The sequence below is a fragment of the Aeromonas sp. MdU4 genome, from assembly GCF_041929505.1.
GTDB lineage: Bacteria > Pseudomonadota > Gammaproteobacteria > Enterobacterales > Aeromonadaceae > Aeromonas.
Map to the genome: position 1 here is coordinate 100,185 of NZ_JBHFMW010000024.1, position 19,700 is coordinate 119,884.

Here is a 19,700-nt window from a genome sequence, read left to right on the forward strand (position 1 = left end):
ATGCCTGGCTTTTGTTTTCAGATGACCAAATTCCCCATTTTTTTGTTTGGTGTCGTGTTGGCACTGCCGCTGCATGCCAAACCATTGCAGAGCACTGTGCTGCCTCTGGCGCCAGCCACTCAGGCCTATGTCAAATCCATCAAACAGCTGGAGATCTGTTATCCAGCTTCGCTTCCTCCTCCCTATCTGCTGACGGGGGGAGGGCTACTCAAGGATCGTATCGACAAGCTGGCAGCTGTGTTGCCAGTACCGCTTCAGGTGCATGAAATGCCAGACTGGCAAGCGGTGCGTGAGGCCTTGCTGGATGGTCACTGTGACATAGTTCCTTACGTGGGGCCCTTGTCGAATGTGCTGCCCGATATGCAGGTCAGCCGCGCCATGATGGAGACAGATGCCGCCATTCTCTACCGTGGTGATCTTAATCACGCCACGTTTCTTGCCTCTGCCATGACCGACACGGCCAGCACCATAAGGGCCCTCTATCCCGATGCCGTGATCAAGCAGTTGTCGCAAGGGGAGAATCTCTATTCGGCATTGGAGAGTGGCAAAGGGAATGCCTATCTCGGTGATTATCTGCAACTGCGCTATCTGATGCGGGAATTTCCGGCGGATGGATTGCGGATGCGCCGTCTGCTGGGGGATGAACGGGTTGTCAGCTACCGTCTGATGATGCGCAGCGAGCCAGAGTTGACCCATCTTATAGACACTGCAATTCGCTATATGCCCGCAGGCAGTCTCTATGCCGATCTGGGTCGCTATCTTGATCAGGGTTCGCTTTATGTCAACCAGCTGCATTTCAGCGATGCCGAGCAGGCCTGGCTATCTGGTAGAGGTCGCACCGTCCGTCTGGTGGTGAACCCGGATCTGATGCCCTATAGCGGGATCAATGAGTTGGGGGAGGTGAAAGGGTGGAGTGCGGATGTACTGCGCTGGGTGACCCAGGAGACCGGTTTGCAATACAAGCTGGTGCCTGCCGCGTCGAAGAGCGAAGCGATCGAGAAGTTGCGTCGTGGTGAGGCGGACATGATGGCCGGTTTGCCGGAGTCTCCGGCGTTGACAGACGAGTTTACCTTTACTCGCATGATCTCCAGCAATCGGTTTGCCTTGATTAGCAAGCGCAAGGTGGTCGCCGATCACATCATCCAGCTTAAGCGCCAGCGTATTCTGGTGCCGGAATCTCTCTACGATCCCTCCTTGCTTGCCTTGCTTGGTGATCAGGAGTGGCTTCGCACCGACGGCCTCGAGCAAGGGCTGGCAGCGATCAAGCAGGGCAAGGCGGATGCCATGCTGAGTGAGCTCTATCAGTTGCAGTATCCACAGCGTATTAATTTGCTTGAAGGGCTCGATATTGAGGAGGTCGAGGACCGGTTTGGGCTCGGGTTTGCCATTAACAAGGGGCAGACCGAGCTGGCGGGGGTGATGGATCGCAATCTGATGGCTCTCACCAATAACCAGATGGATGAACTCAACCAGCGTTGGCGTCGCCTGCTGGTGGTGCAGCAGTCCGGGGTAAGTTACGCCGCATGGTTTGGTTCCATTACCATGGCACTGCTGATCAGCGGCATCGTGATTGGGGGGATCTGGCGCTCCCGCCAGCAACTGGCGCGGGAGGTGGCGCAGCGCCATGCTGCCGAGAAAGCGCTGGCCATCGAGAGCGAATTGCGCGAAACCATGTTTCAGGCGCTTCCGGTACCTGTTTATCTGCGTGATAGCCAAGGCAAGGTGATTAAATCCAACAAGCAGGGACGGCGCCTGGCCCTGCGCTACACCAAGCAACTGATGTTGCCGCCAGTACAGCTGCAAAAAAGTGAAGGTGAATTGGTGTTGGGTGATCAGGTATTTGCCTATGCCCAGCATCCGCTGCGACTGGACAAACAGGCTCCGGCCACTGATCTCATCGCGCTGTCTGATATCAGCGCATTACGTGAGCAAGCCCGTTTTCTGCGTCAGGCAGAGCGTCGGTTGCGTGCATTGACCAACACTGTACCCGGCGTGGTGTTGCAGTTCATGTTCACCAAGGGACGGGTCGGTGCCATCGAATTTATCAGCCGTGGTTGCTATGAATTGCTGGGGTTGGCGAGCCAGCAGATCCGCCGTGAACCACAGCGGGTGCTCATTATGCTGGATCGTACCGATCGCCGTCGGATCCGCCGCGAGATGATGGCCATGCTGCAAGCGGGCAAACCGTTCGCATTTACCATGCGTTATCGCCATCCGGAAAAAGGTGAACGCTGGCTGCAGCTCTACGGCCGTGGTCGCACCCAGCCACAGGGGTGGCGGATATATGCCGTGATGCAGGATGCGACGACCCGTGTCGAGCAGGATCAGGCGTTGCAACACTCTCATGAAGAGGCACAGCAGGCGGTGCTGGCCAAGGGGCGCTTTTTGGCTGCCATCAGCCACGAGATCCGCACACCCATGAATGCCATCCTCGGATTGCTGGAGTGGCTGGCTACGACCCCCTTGTCACAAGAGCAGGGCTCGGCACTGGCCAGGGTACGCCAAGCGGGGGACGAACTGTTGGGGCTGCTCAATGATGTGCTCGACTTTAGCCGCAACGAAAACAGACAGCTTTCGCTTTCACCTCAGCCCACCGATTTTGCCGAACTTTGCGAGCATGTGGCGGCGGTGCACTGGACCAAGGCCCGCGCCAAGGGACTGCAGCTGCGTCTGCAACTGGACTCGGCTCTGCCTGCGCTGCAGACCCTCGATCCCCATCGGGTGCGGCAGGTGCTGCACAACTTGCTCTCCAATGCCATCAAGTTCAGTCAGCGTGGAGAAGTGGTGCTGTGGGCCGAGCTGGCAGACGACACCTTACGGTTTGGGGTCGATGATCAGGGGCCGGGGATCACCGCAAAGATGCGCCCAACGCTCTTTATGCCATTTGAGCAGTTTGCCGTCGAAGGGCAATTACGGGCGCCGGGTACAGGTCTTGGACTTGCCATTTGCAAACAGCTGATCGAGCAGATGGGTGGTCTCATCGATGTCGAGTCGCATGCCAGTGGTGGCAGCCGTTTTTTCTGTGAGTTGCCCCTCAAACGGATGCAACAGGAGCCTGATTGGCAGCCCAAGGTACGGCAATTGGCGCTCTCGCTGCCCTGTGATGAGGTGGAACGTCTTTCGCCTTGGTTGACTCGATTCGGGATCGCCACTGTCAGTAGCGCCGCAGATACGCTGCAGGCCGAGATGGATGAACGGGGACTCTACCACTGGACATGGCAGGGGGAGCCCTGGGTACCTGGCACCATCATCTCCTTGCTGCAACCACGGTTGGCGCCAGGACAATCGTTGTCCGGTACTCAGCCAGGGCTCGGTATGACGGTGTTGTTGGTTGAAGACCACGATGTGAACCGCGAGTTGATCAGCTTGCAGCTGGGGCAACTTGGTGCCAGCGTGGTCACCGCTGCCAATGGGCAGCTGGCACTGGAGATGCTGGTGCAGCACGAAGTGGACTTTGTGTTGACTGATCTGCAGATGCCGGTGATGAACGGAGCCGAGTTATGTCGGCAATTACGCCAATCCCCCCGCTGGTCCCGTCTACCCGTTTATGTGATCACTGCGGATCTTAGCGAACAAGCGGCTAACGAGTTGCAGTCGTGTGGTTGTGATGGGCATCTGGACAAGCCGGTTGCCATCAAGGAGCTGGCGAATCTACTGCGCTATATTGCCAGAGAGGGAAGCAATCAGGCCGAAGAAACGGCGACCTCTGTGCTGCTCAGTGATGAGCTGGCCGCCCTCTATTTGAGAACAACCCGGGACGATTTGACAGAACTTGATCGTTGTCTCATCAATGAAGATGAAGTTGGCGTGAAAGCTGCTTTACACAAGCTGAAAGGGGCCGCCAGAATGGTGGGGGCTATCGGGTTGGTCACTGTGATTGAAGAGTGGCAACAATCTCCCCAGCCAGCGCTGCAGGCCAGATTAACCCGGGCGCTGGAGGAGTTCAGCCAGCATTTCTCGAAGAGGGCTCAAGATGATCATCACAGATGAAGAATTACTGGCATTGCTTGATCCTGAAGAGCATGAAACGGCAGGATTTTGCCCCATTGTGCTCTATGCCCTCGATCGCACCTCTCATGAGCTGGCCAGCGCCATGACATTGCCCTCCTATGTCACGCTGCACCGCACACAGCCGGATGCTTGCTGGCAATGGGAAGGGTTGTTTACTGCTGGTGCCATTGCGCTCTACGATCCGGCCTCTCATCAGCAGGCAGCCTACTTCCCCCAACTGCAGCAGCATGACGGGATCTATGCCATCGGTGAAGAGTGGCTGGCGGGCCTGGCGGCCAGTTACCGCGACTGGTGTAACTGGCTGGCGGCGAACAGGGTGTTGCTGCTGGAAGATCACCCCTTTCAGGGAATGCAGTTGCAACAGACCATCGCCGGGTTGGGGCTCTCTTGCCAGTGGGTTCAAGATGAGAGAGCCTGCCTTGCCGCGTTATCTGCGGGCGATATTCGTCTGCTGATATGTGACCTTAGCCTGGTGGAACAGGATGCGATCAGCCTGCTGATGAGCCAGCCCCGGTTGCAGCAAGAGGGGTTGCCCATCGTGCTGCTCTCCGCCCATGAGCAAACCTTGATCGACGGTGCCCGCCGACTATTGCTCGATGCCGGTTTCAATATTCTGGCGGCACTGGCCAAGCCGCTTGATTGCGATGCACTGCTTAGCCTGATGCGCAGACTCTATCTTGGTCCATTGCGTCAGCAGCGGTTGAGTGGCCAGCGACGCACCATCCGTTGTTGGCAAGGGGAGGTGATGGGCCAGCTCTGTCTGCTTTCCAGTCCTGCTACCCAGCACCCGGTCTGGTTGGCGGTGACGGGGTTGCCCGGGCGCTGGGACGCGCTCAGGGAGTGGTTGACTGAGCAGTCACGGATGCCATCCGAGCTGACACTGCTGATCCACCGCCGGGATCATCTGCTGAGCAATGCCGAGCGCTTTGCGCTGGTTCTGCAGGCCAGCCTGGCGGGGAGCAAGCTGGCCCTGTTGCTCGATAATGCCCAGCATTTGCCATTCGATCTGCTGGAGCGTCTGCCACTGCAATCCTTGTTATTGGGGCAGGGGATCTTGCCCGAGATGGAGTCATTGACTTCTGACTCCCTGCTGGGGCGTTTTATGGCACGAGTCAGGGAGCTGGGTATCGCGATCTATCTTGATGATCCTTATAACCTGCTCGATGCTGAAGTGTGGCGAGATCGCGGTATGGCGGGGCGCTGGTAAACCATGGCCCGCTACCTCTGCTGGCCCATCCTGCGAGATCGCCTGGACAAGGGACTGGCTGGCTGGCCGCATCCTGTTTCCCGTGCGGAGCTACCGTTGGCGATGAATGTCGCTGATGTTCCCTGCATACTGCGCGAGTTGCATGATGTGGAGCCCAGCCTGATGGTGGCGGCCTATGATGCGCTGAGTGAAGAGAGCGTCTACTTGCGTTTTATGCGCCCCAAGCGGACACCATCACCGGAGCAGGTTGCACAATTCATCCATTACCATCCCGAGCATCAGATCTCGCTGTTGCTGACGGATCTGGCTGGCCAGCCGCTGGCTCAGGCCCAGTCAATTCGTCGCCGTCTTCACCCTGATCGGGCAGAGTTCTCCTGCATTGTGGCGGATCACTTTCAGCACAAGGGGGCGGGGCGCCGCATTCTGCTGGCGCTCGCGTTGTTGGCCAGGGCTGACGGGATCCAGGAGTGGACGGCAGAGGTGCTGGCTCAGAACCGCGCCATGCTCACCCTGCTCAAGCGATTGGGGTTGCCACTGACGTTGGTGACCGGGCGGGAGATGGTGTTTGTCAGGCTCGATTTGTCGGTGCTGGATGAGTGGTTGCCAGCTCTGCCAGCCATTACTCCCTCCTAAGACCAAGGGCGAATAGTGCCACTTTTTGCCTTGTGCTAAGGTCACATTATTATGCGTATGCGGAGCTAAATGGAGCAGCCTATGGCGCAGTCATATAAACATATCGTGATCCTGACCGGTGCGGGAATATCAGCCGAATCCGGTATCAAGACCTTCCGTGCCTGTGACGGCCTGTGGGAAGAGCATAAGGTTGAGGATGTGGCGACCCCTGAAGGGTATGCCAGGGATCCGGAACTGGTGCTGCGTTTTTATAACTCCCGTCGCAAACAGCTGCAACAACCCCAGGTACACCCCAATCCGGCTCATTATGCTCTGGCCAGACTGGAGCGTCTTTTGCCCGGTGCGGTGACTCTTGTCACCCAGAATATCGACAACCTGCATGAGAGTGCTGGTAGCAAGAATCTTATTCATATGCATGGTGAACTGCTCAGGGCCCGTTGCCCCGAGTCAGGACAGGTGATCGAGTGGCGTGGCGATCTCCATCAGGATGAGCTCTGTTCGTGCTGCCAGTTTCCCCAGCCACTGCGTCCCCATGTGGTTTGGTTTGGTGAGATGCCGATTGGTCTTGATCGCATCTACAGCGCACTGGCCCAGTGTGATCTCTTCATCTCTATCGGTACCTCGGGGGCGGTCTACCCGGCAGCCGGTTTTGTTCATGAAGCAGGATTGAATGGCGCTCACACCATAGAGCTCAACCTTGAGCCCAGTGAGGTAGGTAGCCAGTTTGATGAAAAGCGCTACGGCCCCGCCTCCTTGCTGGTCCCTACCTATGTGGACGAGTTGCTTGAGGCATGCGGTATCCACCAGCCCAGGCAGGTCGAGGGGCACAACTGGATGGAAATGCGCTAAAGATCATCCTAACATTTGCGCCTCGGATTATTTCCTCCCAAACTACATGAAGTTAGTGTGCTTTATGTTATACAGGGAGGTATCTCATGCGGTTCATCTATGGACTCTTGTTATTTTTGGTCGGTACACTCTGGGCTGTGGAACCAGCTTCATTGTTGATTCTTAAACATGGTAAATATGAATATCCAATTAGCCGTAGTGAACTGGATAGTTTGCCACAAATTGAGTTTTCGACAACGACTCCCTGGTCTAATGGATTGCATACATATCGTGGTCCATTATTGGCATCCTTATTGAAAAGCCGTGGAATACAATCACAGAAAATGCAATTGATTGGTTTGGATGAATATACCCAACCACTTGATCTTTCCAAGTTTAATGGTGTCGAAGTTATTCTTGCAACCAGTGAGGATGGCCGTTTGCTTCCAAGGCGAAGTCGTGGCTATGTATGGGTCATGTTGCCATTTTCCCGTTATCCTGAGTTAGATCACACTGACATCCATGCGCTGATGGTATGGCAGTTAACTCGTATTGAGTCGCAGCCATGATGTATCGTTGGGCATATTATCTATTGCTTTCATTGATTAGTCTGCTTTTCGTTCTTACATCGGTTTTTACCATTCAATTACTGGGGCGAAATGAATTATTAGTAGATAATTTTTACCGAGTATCTCACTGGAATATTAGTCAAATTGAAAATGAAATGAACACATTTCGATTGGATCTAAAGCTCTATCGTATAGGCGGAATTAGTTTTGATGCATTAAGTCGGCAGTATGATGTGCTGTGGACTAGATTAGAGACCTTCCTTGAAGGGGAGGAGAGTCGTGTTGCCAGAGAACGTTTTGAACTTTCTCCATTACTGAATAGTGTTCACCAAGATATTGCTCTTATTGAATCACAAATGGACCAAGGTGTTTTAAATGATTCTCGGTTGCTTGATGAGCTTGAGCATCGATTGGAAAATAATCAGAAGATCCTACATATGAAGGTATTGCAGGTTTTTCACCTACCGACCCAGATTGCTATGATCGAACAACAGCGACAGACTCTGCGTTGGCTCATGTTGGGACAGTTAGGGTTACTGGCAAGCGGACTGGTATTGGTATTTGCTTTGGTTCGGGCTTATCTAACCAATTATCGTTTGGCTCGGCGTGATGCTTTGACCGGATTGGCTAATCGGCGAGCGTTAATTGAGCAGTTGAGGTATCAGATCGGTGGATGTCTTATATTGATCGACCTCAAGCATTTTAAGCAGATCAATGATCAGCTTGGCTATCAATATGGCGATAAAGCATTGGTAGAGACAGGACGTCGACTTGAGTTATTCAATATGGCAGTTGCTTATCGCTTGGGAGGTGATGAGTTCGCTATTTTGCTGACACCAGCCCCTGATGAAATAGATCTACAGAAGTTAATATACAAATTACTGGCGGAAATCCCATTTGAATGCAGCAATGGCAAGCTCAAGTTTAGGATTGAGGGGCGAATCGGTGTAGCCATAGCAGGAGAAGGGGAGTTATGTGGTGAGTTGCTGCTCTCTCGTGCGATTTTCAGTCTAAACAGAGCAAAGTCGTCGGGACAGGATATCGTACATTTCCAAGCTGCTTTGTATGCAGACTTGGAGTCTGCAAGAGTGCGTAGCGAGTTGTTAAGAGAACTGGAGTCCAATGTTGACTGGCCCCTAAATCTGTCTTGGGTACAGATTAATGATCTTTTTGGCACCCCCTGTTTGGTCAAACCTGAATTGTCATGGCAACAAAGCGGTGATGTTTGCTCCTGGGAGTGGCTTGACGAAATGGGATTGCTTGAACCGGTTTTGAATGTGGTGTGCAAGCGTTGGAAAAAAGAAGTTACATCGCAATCGCCTCTGCTATTGCCCTGTTTGGGACCACGTCTTTGGATGTTGTTAGAAGCATTTGGAGTGGCAAGCAACAGTGTCCTGCTCGTTAAAGACAATAATCTCTTCGAAAGCGAACAAAATAGGGAGGCGCTTGTTGCAAGGGGTAACCAACTGGTTATTACGGAACTGGGTACCCAGACCGTTGGCTTGCTGCGGTCCGGATGGCCATTACACTATTGGTGGCCAGATCAGCAGTGCTGCATCAAGTCTGAGTTGCTGCAAACCCTAGCAGCAGAGCTTGGTCTGGTTGTGCTGGTGCGTGACTCTGAGCAGATGTTTGTTAACCCGATAGCGGGGCGCAGGATTGTCTGATCACCAGATCCGGTTCTACGGTGATCAGATGATTATCGACATTTTCACCATTGATCCGTGCCAGTAACCGGGTGACGGCAAGGCGTCCCAACGCCTCTTTAGGTTGGTTGATGGTAGTGAGCGGCGGCGACATAAACTCGGCCAGCGCCACGTTGTCGTAACCCATGATGGAGATATCTTGCGGTACCACGATCCCGGCCTGATGTGCGGCACTGATGGCACCCATCGCCATCATGTCGTTGCAGACAAAGAGGGCGGTAGGGCGCTCAGGTTGCGCGAGCAGACGCTGCATGGCAGCAAAGCCACTGGCGCAATCAAAATCCCCCTCCTGAAGCCAGGCCGGATTGATGGTCAAACCTGCCTCCTGCATGGCCTGTTCAAAACCCGCTTGACGCTGGTTGGCGGGAGCGCGGCTCTGGGGGCCGGTGATGCAACCAATTTCTTTGTGGCCCAGCTCCAGCAGATGGCGAGTCGCGAGATAGCCTCCATGAAGTGAGTTATCTGCGATCAAGTCAACATCCTCGCTAACCAGACCCCAGTCCATTACCACCACCGGCAGACTCTTGAGCCAGTCGAGCTGGTTGAACACCTCCTGCTGCCCCTCACTGCACATGATCAGCAGGCCATCGACCCGTTTGCGCAACATCATCTTGAGGTAGGAGAGGGCTGTTTCCGCCTGACCTTCGGTGTTGCCCAGCATCAGGTTGTAACCCTGTTCGAAGCAGTAACGCTCCACCCCGCGCACCACTTCGGCAAAGAAGGGGTTGCTGGAGGTGGTGACCAGCATGCCGATACTGTTGGTCTCCTTCACTTTGAGGCTGCGGGCCACCAGACTCGGGGCATAGTTGAGTTCGCGCATGGCCGAAAAGACCCGCTCGCGGGTCTCCTCAGCCACGAAACGGGTCTCATTGATGACGTGGGATACGGTGGTGGTGGAGACCCCCGCCAGGGCCGCCACCTCCTTGATATTGGCCATCAGTGCCCCAGCGCGGCTTGTGCCTGCAGGAAGGTATCGACCTCTCCTTTACCCGGGATAGAGCTTTGGGCACCGTATTTGGTCACTGAGAGCGCAGCTGCACCGTGGGCAAAGCGCACCGCGGCGTTGAAGTCGGCGCCAGCCAATTCGGCGGCCAGCAAGGCACCGTTGAAGGTATCGCCAGCAGCGGTGCTGTCTACCGCTTCGACCCGAAAACCCGGGATTAGCACTTGCTGTTGCGCGTTGCTGCAATAGACGCCCTGAGCACCCAGAGTGATCATCACCTCCTTGATCCCCATCTGATGGAAGCGGACTGCCGCCTCGCGGGCGCTCTCCTCATTGGTGACCTTGACCCCGGTCAGCAACTCGGCTTCGGTCTGGTTGGGGGTGATGAGATCCACCAATGCCAGCAGTTCGGCCGAGAGCGGGCGTGCTGGCGCGGGATTGAGTACTACCCGGGTACCATTGGCACGCGCCAGACGGGCCGCTTCGAACACGCTCTCCAGCGGCACTTCCAACTGCAGTAGCAGGGTGTGAGCGTCGGCAATCATGGTCTCGTGGCGCTGGACCATCTCCACAGAGAGGGCGCCATTGGCCTCGGCTGAGATACCGATGCTGTTCTCCCCTTCATCGCTCACGTAGATGATGGCGATGCCGGTGGGGAGACGCTCGTCCAGCTCCACCGCGCTCACATCGATCCCGTCCTGCACGAAGCCCTGACGCATCTGTTGACCAATTGCATCATCACCGATACGGGCGATAAAGGAGACGGGGGCGCCGAGACGGGCGGCCGCAACCGCCTGATTGGCCCCCTTGCCACCCGGCACCACCTGATAGCTGTGGCCGGTCAGGGTTTCACCCGGACGTGGAAAGTGAGGAACGCGCAGTACGTGGTCTGCATTGACACTGCCTAAAACAACGAGACGATTCATGTTGACTACTCCTGATGCATCTTGGTTTGAACTCTGGCCTTGCGTGAGCCCAAGCCAGGAGGCACGTTCAAGGGATAAAGTATGGGAAAAGAGAAAACCGGGGGAGGCGAGCCTCCCCCCTTATCAACTTATTTGCTGACCACTTGCAGCGGAACCGGGATGGCTTTTTCTACCGGCTGGCCCTTGAGCACCTTGTCAGCGGTTTCCACGCCGATGGCACCGATCAGGGCTGGTTGCTGGGCCACGGTGGCGGCCAGTTTACCCTTGGCAACGGCAGCTTTGCCATCGTCAGTCCCGTCGAAGCCGACGATCATCACCTCTTTACCAGCCGCCTGTACTGCGCGGATGGCACCCAGCGCCATTTCGTCGTTCTGGGCGAACACGGCTTGTACGGTCGGATGCGCCGCCAGCAGGTTTTCCATGACGTTCAGCCCCTTGGTGCGGTCAAAGTCAGCAGGCTGGGAAGCGAGCACCTGCAGCTTGTTGGCCGCCACGGCCAGGGCAAAACCTTCACCACGGTCGCGGGCTGCGGAGGTACCGGCAATTCCTTCCAGCTGAATGACCTTGGCACCAGTGCCCAGTTTCTCGGTGATGAAGTCACCGGCCAGCTTGCCGCCAGCCACGTTGTCGGAAGCAATGTGGGCTTTCACCTCACCCTGCGCGGCGCCGCGGTCCAGGGTCAGCACCGGAATGTTGGCCTTGTTGGCCAGACGGATGGCATTGCCGACCGCTTCGGAGTCGGTGGGGTTGATCATAATGGCGCTGACTTTGCGAACGGTGAGATCTTCCATATTGGAGAGCTCTTTGGCCGGGTCATTCTGGGAGTCCAGTACCACCAGTTCGTAGCCAAGCTCTTTGGCCTTGGCTTCGGCACCCTCTTTCATGGTGACAAAGAAGGGGTTGTTGAGGGTGGAGACCACCATCGCCAGGGTGTGATCGGCAGCCTGGGCAGTGCCCAGCACGGACATGATGGCGGCAGCGAGCAGGGTATTGAGCTTTTTCATCATTTCATTCCTTGTGTGTGGCATTATTTGCGTTGTTATCGATTGCTTTTGTTATCGACCATCACGGCGAGCAAAATCACGCTAGCCTTGGCGATCATCTGGTAATAAGACGAGACGTCGAGCAGGTTGAGGGCATTGTTGAGGAAGCCGATGATCAAGGCACCGATCAGGGTTCCCATGATGCGGCCCTTGCCCCCCATCAGGCTGGTACCACCCAGCACCACTGCGGCGATGGCATCCAGCTCGTAACCCATGCCCGCAGTGGGTTGGGCAGAGGAGAGACGGGAGGTCACGATAAGACCTGCCAGCGCCGAGAGCGCACCGCACAGACCATACACCGCCAGCTTCACCCGATCCACATTGATGCCGGAGAGGCGGGTCGCTGACTCGTTGCCACCCAGGGCATAGATGTAACGGCCGAGGCGGGTGTGGTTGAGCATGAACCAGGCCAGCAGGAAGACGATGGCCATCAGCCAGATGGGCACCGGCAGACCGAACAGGTAACCGGTACCGAGCCAGGCAAAGTGATCGGCGCCGTCACTGAAACCGGTGGAGATGGGGCGTCCCTCGGTATAGACCATGGTGATACCGCGCAGGGCGGTCATGGTGACCAGCGTTGCGATGAACGCCTGCACCTTGCCCTTGGCAATGATAAGACCGCTGACGCCGCCAAGCAGGGCACCGGCACCCAGGGTGAGGGGCACCACCAGCCAGATGGGCAGCTCCATGGCGACCATGGTGGCTGCGAGTGCACCGCACAGAGCCAGCACCGAACCGACCGACAGGTCGATACCGGCGGTGAGGATAACCAGCGTCATGCCGACCGCCATGATGGCGTTGACCGAGGTCTGGCGCAGGATGTTGAGCAAGTTGTCGGCGGTGAAGAAGTTGGGGCTCAGGAAGGAGACCACACCAATCAGCACCAGCAGGGCGACCAGGGATTTGTTCTCGATCCACCAGGCCTTGCTCATAACGCCACGACGGGAAAGGGTTTGGGTTGTCATTGGTGTGCCTCTTGCCACTGTTTACCGACTGCCGCTGCCATCAACTTCTCTTGATTGGCCTCGCGGGTGTTGAACTCTGCGCTGATGCGCCCTTCGTGCATCACCATGATGCGATCGCTCATGCCGAGCACTTCCGGCATCTCGGAGGAGACCAGGATGATGCTCATCCCCTCCTTTTTGAACTGGTTGATGAGCTGATAAATTTCCTTCTTGGCCCCTACATCGACGCCGCGAGTTGGCTCGTCCAGAATGAGCACCTTGGGCCGGGTCAGCAGCCCCTTGGCAATGGCCACCTTCTGCTGGTTGCCGCCGGAGAGCAGCTTGATCAGCTGATCCTGACTCGGGGTCTTGATGTTGAACAGGCGCACATAGTCACTGACTGCCTGACGTTCGGCCTTGCCGTCGATCTTGCCGCCGTGGATAAACTCATCAAGGGCGCACAGGCTCATGTTCTCCCGCACCGACAGCTCCAGCACCAGGCCATCGCCCTTGCGATCCTCGGAGATATAGGCGATGCCTGCAGCCAGCCCATCGGCCGGGCTGCGCGGGACCAGCGCGTGGCCATCCACTGCCACTTCACCGGCGCTGATGGGGCTGGCGCCATAGATAAGCTTCATCAGCTCGGTACGACCGGAGCCCATCAGGCCGCTAAAGCCGAGAATTTCCCCCTGACGCAGGGAGAAACTCACCCCGCGCACGCCGGGGCCTGCCAGATCCTTCACTTGCAAGCTAACAGGACCGAGCTCCTGATGCAGGCGGGGATACTGCTCTTCCAGTCGCCGACCTACCATCATCTCGATGATCTTGTCCTCGTCGAGATCGCTTACCGCCTTCTCGCCAATCCACTTGCCATCGCGCAGCACCGTGACTCGATCACAGATCTGGAAGATCTCTTTGAGACGGTGGGAGATATAGACGATGCCACAGCCTTGCTGGCGCAGTTCACGGATCACCTTGAACAGCTGCTCGGTTTCGGTGTCGGTCAGCGCATCGGTGGGTTCATCCATGATGATGACGCTGGCATCAAATGAGAGTGCCTTGGCGATCTCCACCATCTGCTGTTCGCCGATGGAGAGATCTCCGAGCCGGGTATCGGGCCCATGTTTGACCCCTAGCCGTGCCAGCAGGCCGCTGGCGCGCTCGCGCAACTGCTTGTGGTCGATGCTGCCAAAGCGGGTACGGGGCTCGCGACCGAGAAAGATGTTGGCGGCAATCGACAACTCCGGCAGCAGGTTCAGCTCCTGATGGATGATGCTGATCCCTTGATCCTGGGAGTCGCGGGGGCCCTTGAAGTGGACCGGCTGCCCACGGTAGCTGACGCTGCCCGCATCGGCTTGATAGATGCCGGTCAGCACCTTCATCAGGGTGGACTTGCCAGCGCCATTCTCACCGAGCAAGGCCATCACCTCGCCCGGATAGACCCGCAGACCCGCTTCGTCGAGGGCGCGGACACCGGGGAAGGTCTTGACGATCCCGGTGAGCTCCAGAATGGGTGATGGGGAGGAGGTTATGCTCATTTGCAGCTTCCTTGAAGAGGCTTAAAACGCCACACCGGCGCAGAGGATCAGGTTGGCGTAGGGAGTTACCTCGCCGCTGCGCACAATGGCCTTGCTCTGGCGGGAGCGGGTTTTGAACTCCTCGTGCAGGCAGTATTCGATGGCGATGGGCTTGCCCTGGGCTTCTGCATGCGCTTCAAGTTGATCAACCAGTGCCTGATGGGCGGCGGGGCTGATCTGCTTGATCTCGCGTGCCATGATCACCTTCTCAACGACCAGATCGGTGAGCAGCGCGGTCAGCACGGTTTCGAGGCTGGGGGTACCCGCCATCAGCGCCAGATCGATCCGCTCCGGACCTGCCGGAATGGGCAGCCCCGCATCGCAGACAGTGATCTCGTCGGTGTGGCCCATCTGTGCCACCAGAGCACTCAGGGGAGCATTTAGCAGTACGCCTCGTTTCATACAGCACCTCATCAGGCTTTCGCCGTCGCAGTTTCTTGTTGGGCAACCGGTTACGCAACCGGTTGCGTCATGATGCAAAGGTAGGCGAATAACCAAAGAACGGCCACGGCAAAACAGCGGAAATGTGAAAACGATCTCAAACGATCGCAAAGAGGGTAGCAAAAGTGTGAAGGAGAGAGGGCGAAGGGTGTCAGTGGAGCCTCGGCACCCTTCTATTGGTTTTGTACTTAGTTGGAGTTAGTGGAGAGAGCTTTGTTCACGGCCGGACGGCTCAGCATGCGCTGATAATGAGCGGCAACCTTGGGGAATTCACTGATCTCGACCCCATCGCTTTTCAGCCAGCCTGCGACCACGAACAGGTAGATATCCGCCACGCTGAACTGCTCGCCCAGTACCCAGGGGCCTGCCAGATAGTGCTGCTCAATCTGGGCAAAGCCATCGCGCATATTGCTGGCGACTTTCTGCTGCATGGCGGCAATGGCCTGCTCGTCATCGGCCCAGCGGCTGCCACGGCGACCGTGGGCATGGGAGACATGCACGGTGGAGGCGAGGAAGCTGCTGACCTCCTGCATGCGGGCCAGCAGGAACGGGTTGTCCAGCGGCGCCAGTTTGGCATCGGGGAAACGCTGCGCCACATAGAGCAGCAGGGCTGGGGTCTCGGTCAAGGTGCCCTGTTCGGTGATCAGGGCAGGCACCCGTCCTTTGGGGTTGATGGCGAGGTATTCGGGCGAACGCTGCTCACCGGCAGCCAGATTGAGCTGGCGGGCAGTAAATGGGGTGCCGGTTTCCAGCAGTGCGATTTGGACAGCCACGGCGCAGGAGCCGGGGGCGAAGAAGAGGGTCAGATCGGACATGAATACTCCTGATTGGCTCAGGCCACCCGCGATATCGGCGAAAGATTGCTTCGCGGAGCACCACGGAGGGTCATGAAAAAAGAGAGGGGGCAGCGTTTGCCCCCTCAACCAATCTACACCCCTGAGGGGGGATGAAAAAGCGCAGAATTAATCGGCTTTGGCCACCATGGCTTTAAGCTGCAGGAAGTACTGTTCGTAGAGGCGGGAGGCATCCCCCACATCGGACTGGAACTCGCCCTTGCGCTTGATCTCGTCGCTCGGGAAGACCATGGGGTTGTTGCGAAACGCCGGGCTGAGCAGGGGAATGGCATCCTTGACCGGGGTGGGGTAGCCAATTGCCTCGGCCACCTTGGCGGCCACATCGGGGCGCATCAGGAAGTTGATCAGGGCGTGAGCCTCATTCACATGCTTGGCCTTGGCCGGGATGGCGAGGTTGTCCATCCAGAGCACGGCGCCTTCTTCGGGGTAGGTCATCTGGATGGAGGGGTATTCGCGCTGGGCGCCGTAGGCCGAGCCGTTCCACAGCATGCCAATATTGACCTCACCGGCGATAAAGGGGTCAGCCGGGTTGTCGGAGTTGAACGCCTTGACGTTGGGCATCAGCTTTTTCAGGTATTCGAACGCTTCGGCGATCTGCGCCTTGTCCTGGGTGTTGGGGCTGTAGCCCAGCTGCACCAGCGCGATATGGAACACCTCGCGGGCATCGTCCATCAGCAGCAGGTTCTCTTTCCACTCCGGTGCCCAGAGCTGCTTCCAGCTGGTAACCGGCTGCTCGATGATATCTGTGTTGGTGCCGATCCCGGTTGCACCCCAGATATAGGGGATGGAGTAGCGGTTATCCGGGTCGTACTCGTGGTTGAGCAGGGTAGGGTCGAGGTGCTTGAAGTTGGGCAGCTGGGCGCGATCCAGCGGTTGTAGCATCCCCTCTTTGGCCATTTTCGAGATGAAATAGGTGCTGGGCACCACTACGTCGTAGCCGTCGCCATGGGTTTTCAGCTTGGCGTAGAGGGTCTCGTTGGCTTCGTAGGTGGAGTAGATCACCTTGATACCGGTCTCTTGCTGGAACTGCTCCAGCAGGCCGTCCGGCACATATTCCGACCAGTTGTAGAAGTAGACCACCTTGTCGTCGGCCGCGTGAGCGCTCTGGCTCAGCAGCGGAGTGGTGAGGGTGAGGGCGGCTGCCAGCAGGGCGCCGGCCTGGTGTTGGATTGTCATCAACAACTCCTTGGGGTTATGGGGCCTTGCGGCCCACCGTGACAGAGTTCGCCAAAGGTGGCGGGGACGAAACGGGCAGGTTCAACCCTGCCGTTTGCGCAGTAACAGTTGTGCCAGCAGCACCATCCCGAGAGAGGCGACCAGCATCAGGGTGGCCAGGGCGTTGACCTCGGGAGAGACTCCCACCTTGACCATGGAGTAGATCTTGAGCGGCAGGATCTCGTAGGCCGGGCCGGTGACAAAGGAGCTCACCACCACGTCGTCCAGCGACAGGGTAAAGGAGAGCAGCCAGCCCGCCATCACCGCCGGCAGGGCCAGCGGCAGTATGATGCGGCGCAGGATGATCCACTCGCCAGCCCCCAGATCCCGCGCGGCTTCCAGCATCCGCACATCGAAGCCACACAGCCGCGAGTAGACGGTGATCACCACGAACGGCAGACAGAAGGTGATGTGGGCAATCAGTAGCGACCAGAAGCCCAGCGCAATGCCGGTCACCACAAACAGGGTCAGCAGGGAGATGGCCATCACGATATCGGGGGACATCATCACCACAAACAGCATGCCGCTCACGTACTGCTTGCCGCGAAAACGGTAGCGAAACAGCGCCACGGCGGTGAGGGTGCCGATCAGGGTGGCCGTGGTGGCGGTGAGGGCGGCGATGGTCAGGGAGTGCTGGGCCGCCTGCATCAGGCTGGCGCTGGCAAACAGCTTCTCATACCAACCCAGAGTAAAGCCGCGCCAGTCGATGCCATATTTCGACAGGTTGAAGGAGTTGGAGATCAACACCCCGATGGGCACATAGAGATAGCCAAACACCAGTAGCAGAAACAGAGCCTTCAGTGCGCGCATCATGCCAGCTCCCCCTTCTTGCTGAGCAGCTTGCCCGCCCGCCAGTAGCAGTAGACCAACAGTGCCATCAGCACCGTCAGCATCACGCTGATGGCCGCGCCAAAGGGCCAGTCGCGGCTGTTGAGGAACTGGGTCTTGATCAGGTTGCCGATCAGCAGGTGCTTGGCGCCCCCCAGCAAGTCGGAGACATAGAACATCCCCATGGCGGGCAGGAACACCAGCAGACAACCGGCGATGATGCCGGGCAGGGTGAGCGGCAAAATGATCCGCACCAGCCGCTGCCAGCCGTTGGCGCCAAGATCCCGCGCCGCCTCCAGCAAACGGCCATCCAGCTTCTCGATGCTGGAGTAGAGCGGCAGCACCATAAAGGGGAGCAGCACATAGACCAGCCCGATGATGACGGCCACCTCGGTATACATCATCTGCAGCGGCCGCTCGACGAGCCCCAGATCCAGCAGCCAGCCATTGATCAACCCCCGGGTGCCGAGCAGCACTTTCAGTGCATAGGTGCGGATCAGGGAGTTGGTCCAGAACGGCACCACCACCAGAAACAGCAGCAACGGGCGGATACGCGTTGGCAGATTGGCCAGCAGCCAGGCAAAGGGGTAGCCCACCAGCAGGCAGATGGCGGTGGCGAGCAGCGCCAGCCAGAGGGAGTGGAGCAGCACCTCGAAATAGAGCGGGTCCAGCAGGCGGCCATAGTTGCTCAGGGTAAAGAGTGGCGCGATAAGCTCGGACTCATCACGGGTCAGGAAGCTGACGCCGATGATCATTAGGTTGGGCAGGAAGACAAACAGTGTCAGCCAGCCCAGGATCAGCGCGATGGCCGTGTTGCGAAAGCCGTTGTGGGCAAAGCTGTGCGGTACCCGCAGATTAGTGAGGCTCATAGGGCAGTACCACCTCCCAGCTGTCGACCCAGTGGATCGCCACCTCCTGACCGAGACGGTAGTCAAAATCGGGGTCATCTTCGTCGAAGAACTCGGAGATAAGCAGCTGTTTGCCACTGTCGAGTTCGATCACCGAATCCAGCGTTGCCCCCTTGTAGTTGCGCTCGCGAATATTGCCCCGCAGCGCGCCGGCCTGATCGTCATCCTGATCGAGAATGCGCAGATCTTCCGGGCGCAGCAGCACAAGTACCTTGTCATTTGGCTGGAACGGCAAGGTGGTATGAAGCAGGCATTCGCGCCCCTCTACCTCGGCCTGCCAGATGCCGGGCTCGGGCTGGCTGATCAGCTTGCCATCCATCACGTTGATCTCGCCGATAAAGCGGGCCACGAACAGATTGGCTGGTGACTCGTAGATATCGCGTGGAGTGCCGCGCTGGATAATCTTGCCGCCTTCCATCACCAGGATACGATCAGACATGGTGAGCGCCTCTTCCTGATCATGGGTGACGAAGACAAAGGTGATACCAAGGCGACGCTGCAGCGCCTTTAGCTCGCTCTGCATCTGCTTGCGCAGCTTGTAGTCGAGTGCCGAGAGGGATTCATCGAGCAGCAGCAGGCGCGGCTTGTTGACCACGGCGCGGGCAATGGCGACCCGTTGTTGCTGGCCGCCGGAGAGCTGATCCGGGCGGCGGTTGGCCAGCTCGGTGAGCTGCACCATGGCGAGGGTCTCCTCGACCCGCTGGCGGATCTCGCTGGCCGGCACTTTCTGCATCTGAAGGCCAAAGGCGACGTTTTCAAACACCGTCATATGGGGGAAGAGCGCATAGCTCTGGAACACGGTGTTGATGTGCCTGTGCTCGGCGGGGATATGGGTGATCTCGTTCCCGGCCAGATGGATGGTGCCACCGTCGACCGATTCGAGCCCGGCCAGCAGGCGCAGCAGGGTCGTCTTGCCGCAGCCGGAGGGGCCCAGCAGGGTAAGAAATTCACCGTCATAGATCTCAAGGTCAAGGTCGGCCAATATCGCCTTGCCGTCATAAAGTTTGCTGATCTTGTTCAGCGCGACAATTACCTGTGGATTGTTCATCATCCGCCAGTCTCACCCC

The 19,700-nt window shown here is 57.5% G+C and carries 17 protein-coding genes; 6 read left to right on the top strand and 11 right to left on the bottom strand.

The window, feature by feature from the left end; genetic code table 11:
• The 6 genes from ACE1BR_RS14025 to ACE1BR_RS14050 all read left to right on the top strand — a co-directional run bounded on the left by ACE1BR_RS14025 (position 1) and on the right by ACE1BR_RS14050 (position 8,915).
• The gene (locus ACE1BR_RS14025) at positions 1-3,990 is read left to right on the top strand and encodes a response regulator (RefSeq protein ID WP_374871252.1); all 3,990 of its coding nucleotides are present in this window, start codon (positions 1-3) and stop codon (positions 3,988-3,990) included.
• The gene (locus ACE1BR_RS14030) at positions 3,974-5,218 is read left to right on the top strand and encodes a response regulator (RefSeq protein ID WP_374871254.1); all 1,245 of its coding nucleotides are present in this window, start codon (positions 3,974-3,976) and stop codon (positions 5,216-5,218) included. Before ACE1BR_RS14025 ends, ACE1BR_RS14030 begins: the two co-directional genes overlap by 17 nt.
• 3 nt (positions 5,219-5,221) lie before the next feature.
• Positions 5,222-5,851, top strand: coding sequence for a GNAT family N-acetyltransferase (locus ACE1BR_RS14035; protein ID WP_374871256.1), 630 nt, complete (start codon positions 5,222-5,224; stop codon positions 5,849-5,851).
• 81 nt (positions 5,852-5,932) lie between these two features.
• Positions 5,933-6,700 carry a Sir2 family NAD+-dependent deacetylase gene (gene cobB / locus ACE1BR_RS14040; protein ID WP_374871258.1) on the top strand — a complete coding sequence of 256 codons (768 nt, stop codon included), beginning with the start codon at positions 5,933-5,935 and terminating at the stop codon, positions 6,698-6,700.
• Positions 6,701-6,786: 86 nt separating this feature from the next.
• On the top strand, positions 6,787-7,248 hold the full coding sequence (locus tag ACE1BR_RS14045; protein WP_374871260.1) for a hypothetical protein: 462 nt from the start codon (positions 6,787-6,789) through the stop codon (positions 7,246-7,248).
• The gene (locus ACE1BR_RS14050) at positions 7,245-8,915 is read left to right on the top strand and encodes a diguanylate cyclase domain-containing protein (RefSeq protein ID WP_374871262.1); all 1,671 of its coding nucleotides are present in this window, start codon (positions 7,245-7,247) and stop codon (positions 8,913-8,915) included. Before ACE1BR_RS14045 ends, ACE1BR_RS14050 begins: the two co-directional genes overlap by 4 nt.
• On the opposite strand, the gene ACE1BR_RS14055 is transcribed toward ACE1BR_RS14050, so the two are convergent.
• From ACE1BR_RS14055 to potA, 11 genes are all read right to left on the bottom strand, one after another.
• Complete coding sequence (locus ACE1BR_RS14055; protein ID WP_374871264.1) at positions 8,884-9,891, bottom strand: substrate-binding domain-containing protein; 1,008 nt, start codon at positions 9,889-9,891, stop codon at positions 8,884-8,886. The genes ACE1BR_RS14050 and ACE1BR_RS14055 overlap by 32 nt on opposite strands.
• Positions 9,891-10,823 carry a ribokinase gene (gene rbsK, locus ACE1BR_RS14060; RefSeq protein ID WP_374871266.1) on the bottom strand — a complete coding sequence of 311 codons (933 nt, stop codon included), beginning with the start codon at positions 10,821-10,823 and terminating at the stop codon, positions 9,891-9,893. Before rbsK ends, ACE1BR_RS14055 begins: the two co-directional genes overlap by 1 nt.
• A 128-nt stretch (positions 10,824-10,951) precedes the next feature.
• Positions 10,952-11,827 (bottom strand): ribose ABC transporter substrate-binding protein RbsB, encoded by an 876-nt coding sequence (rbsB, locus tag ACE1BR_RS14065; protein WP_374871268.1) that lies wholly within the window; start codon positions 11,825-11,827, stop codon positions 10,952-10,954.
• Between the two features lie 35 nt (positions 11,828-11,862).
• Entirely contained in the window at positions 11,863-12,831 is a 969-nt protein-coding gene (gene rbsC, locus ACE1BR_RS14070; RefSeq protein ID WP_374871270.1) for a ribose ABC transporter permease, read from the bottom strand.
• The gene (gene rbsA / locus ACE1BR_RS14075) at positions 12,828-14,348 is read right to left on the bottom strand and encodes a ribose ABC transporter ATP-binding protein RbsA (RefSeq protein WP_374871272.1); all 1,521 of its coding nucleotides are present in this window, start codon (positions 14,346-14,348) and stop codon (positions 12,828-12,830) included. Before rbsA ends, rbsC begins: the two co-directional genes overlap by 4 nt.
• 21 nt (positions 14,349-14,369) lie before the next feature.
• Entirely contained in the window at positions 14,370-14,789 is a 420-nt protein-coding gene (gene rbsD, locus ACE1BR_RS14080; protein ID WP_374871274.1) for a D-ribose pyranase, read from the bottom strand.
• Positions 14,790-15,016: 227 nt separating this feature from the next.
• The gene (locus ACE1BR_RS14085; RefSeq protein ID WP_374871276.1) at positions 15,017-15,643 is read right to left on the bottom strand and encodes a glutathione S-transferase family protein; all 627 of its coding nucleotides are present in this window, start codon (positions 15,641-15,643) and stop codon (positions 15,017-15,019) included.
• A 147-nt stretch (positions 15,644-15,790) separates the two neighbouring features.
• Entirely contained in the window at positions 15,791-16,858 is a 1,068-nt protein-coding gene (locus ACE1BR_RS14090) for an extracellular solute-binding protein (protein WP_374871278.1), read from the bottom strand.
• Between the two features lie 81 nt (positions 16,859-16,939).
• Positions 16,940-17,710, bottom strand: a complete 771-nt coding sequence (potC, locus tag ACE1BR_RS14095; RefSeq protein WP_374871280.1) for a spermidine/putrescine ABC transporter permease PotC — start codon at positions 17,708-17,710, stop codon at positions 16,940-16,942.
• Positions 17,707-18,594: a spermidine/putrescine ABC transporter permease PotB gene (potB, locus tag ACE1BR_RS14100; RefSeq protein WP_374871282.1), complete on the bottom strand. Its 888-nt coding sequence runs from the start codon at positions 18,592-18,594 to the stop codon at positions 17,707-17,709. The genes potC and potB overlap by 4 nt, the downstream gene beginning before the upstream one ends.
• Positions 18,581-19,684, bottom strand: coding sequence for a spermidine/putrescine ABC transporter ATP-binding protein PotA (potA, locus tag ACE1BR_RS14105; RefSeq protein WP_374871284.1), 1,104 nt, complete (start codon positions 19,682-19,684; stop codon positions 18,581-18,583). The genes potB and potA overlap by 14 nt, the downstream gene beginning before the upstream one ends.
• Between the last annotated feature and the right edge of the window lie 16 nt (positions 19,685-19,700).

Excerpts from the sequence above, each read along its gene's own strand:
- ACE1BR_RS14025 (WP_374871252.1), top strand. The coding sequence starts at position 1 with ATGCCTGGCTTTTGTTTTCAGATGACCAAATTCCCCATTTTTTTGTTT.
- ACE1BR_RS14030 (WP_374871254.1), top strand. The coding sequence starts at position 3,974 with ATGATCATCACAGATGAAGAATTACTGGCATTGCTTGATCCTGAAGAG.
- ACE1BR_RS14035 (WP_374871256.1), top strand. The coding sequence starts at position 5,222 with ATGGCCCGCTACCTCTGCTGGCCCATCCTGCGAGATCGCCTGGACAAG.
- cobB (WP_374871258.1), top strand. The coding sequence starts at position 5,933 with ATGGCGCAGTCATATAAACATATCGTGATCCTGACCGGTGCGGGAATA.
- ACE1BR_RS14045 (WP_374871260.1), top strand. The coding sequence starts at position 6,787 with ATGCGGTTCATCTATGGACTCTTGTTATTTTTGGTCGGTACACTCTGG.
- ACE1BR_RS14050 (WP_374871262.1), top strand. The coding sequence starts at position 7,245 with ATGATGTATCGTTGGGCATATTATCTATTGCTTTCATTGATTAGTCTG.
- ACE1BR_RS14055 (WP_374871264.1), bottom strand. The coding sequence starts at position 9,891 with ATGGCCAATATCAAGGAGGTGGCGGCCCTGGCGGGGGTCTCCACCACC.
- rbsK (WP_374871266.1), bottom strand. The coding sequence starts at position 10,823 with ATGAATCGTCTCGTTGTTTTAGGCAGTGTCAATGCAGACCACGTACTG.
- rbsB (WP_374871268.1), bottom strand. The coding sequence starts at position 11,827 with ATGAAAAAGCTCAATACCCTGCTCGCTGCCGCCATCATGTCCGTGCTG.
- rbsC (WP_374871270.1), bottom strand. The coding sequence starts at position 12,831 with ATGACAACCCAAACCCTTTCCCGTCGTGGCGTTATGAGCAAGGCCTGG.
- rbsA (WP_374871272.1), bottom strand. The coding sequence starts at position 14,348 with ATGAGCATAACCTCCTCCCCATCACCCATTCTGGAGCTCACCGGGATC.
- rbsD (WP_374871274.1), bottom strand. The coding sequence starts at position 14,789 with ATGAAACGAGGCGTACTGCTAAATGCTCCCCTGAGTGCTCTGGTGGCA.
- ACE1BR_RS14085 (WP_374871276.1), bottom strand. The coding sequence starts at position 15,643 with ATGTCCGATCTGACCCTCTTCTTCGCCCCCGGCTCCTGCGCCGTGGCT.
- ACE1BR_RS14090 (WP_374871278.1), bottom strand. The coding sequence starts at position 16,858 with ATGACAATCCAACACCAGGCCGGCGCCCTGCTGGCAGCCGCCCTCACC.
- potC (WP_374871280.1), bottom strand. The coding sequence starts at position 17,710 with ATGATGCGCGCACTGAAGGCTCTGTTTCTGCTACTGGTGTTTGGCTAT.
- potB (WP_374871282.1), bottom strand. The coding sequence starts at position 18,594 with ATGAGCCTCACTAATCTGCGGGTACCGCACAGCTTTGCCCACAACGGC.
- potA (WP_374871284.1), bottom strand. The coding sequence starts at position 19,684 with ATGATGAACAATCCACAGGTAATTGTCGCGCTGAACAAGATCAGCAAA.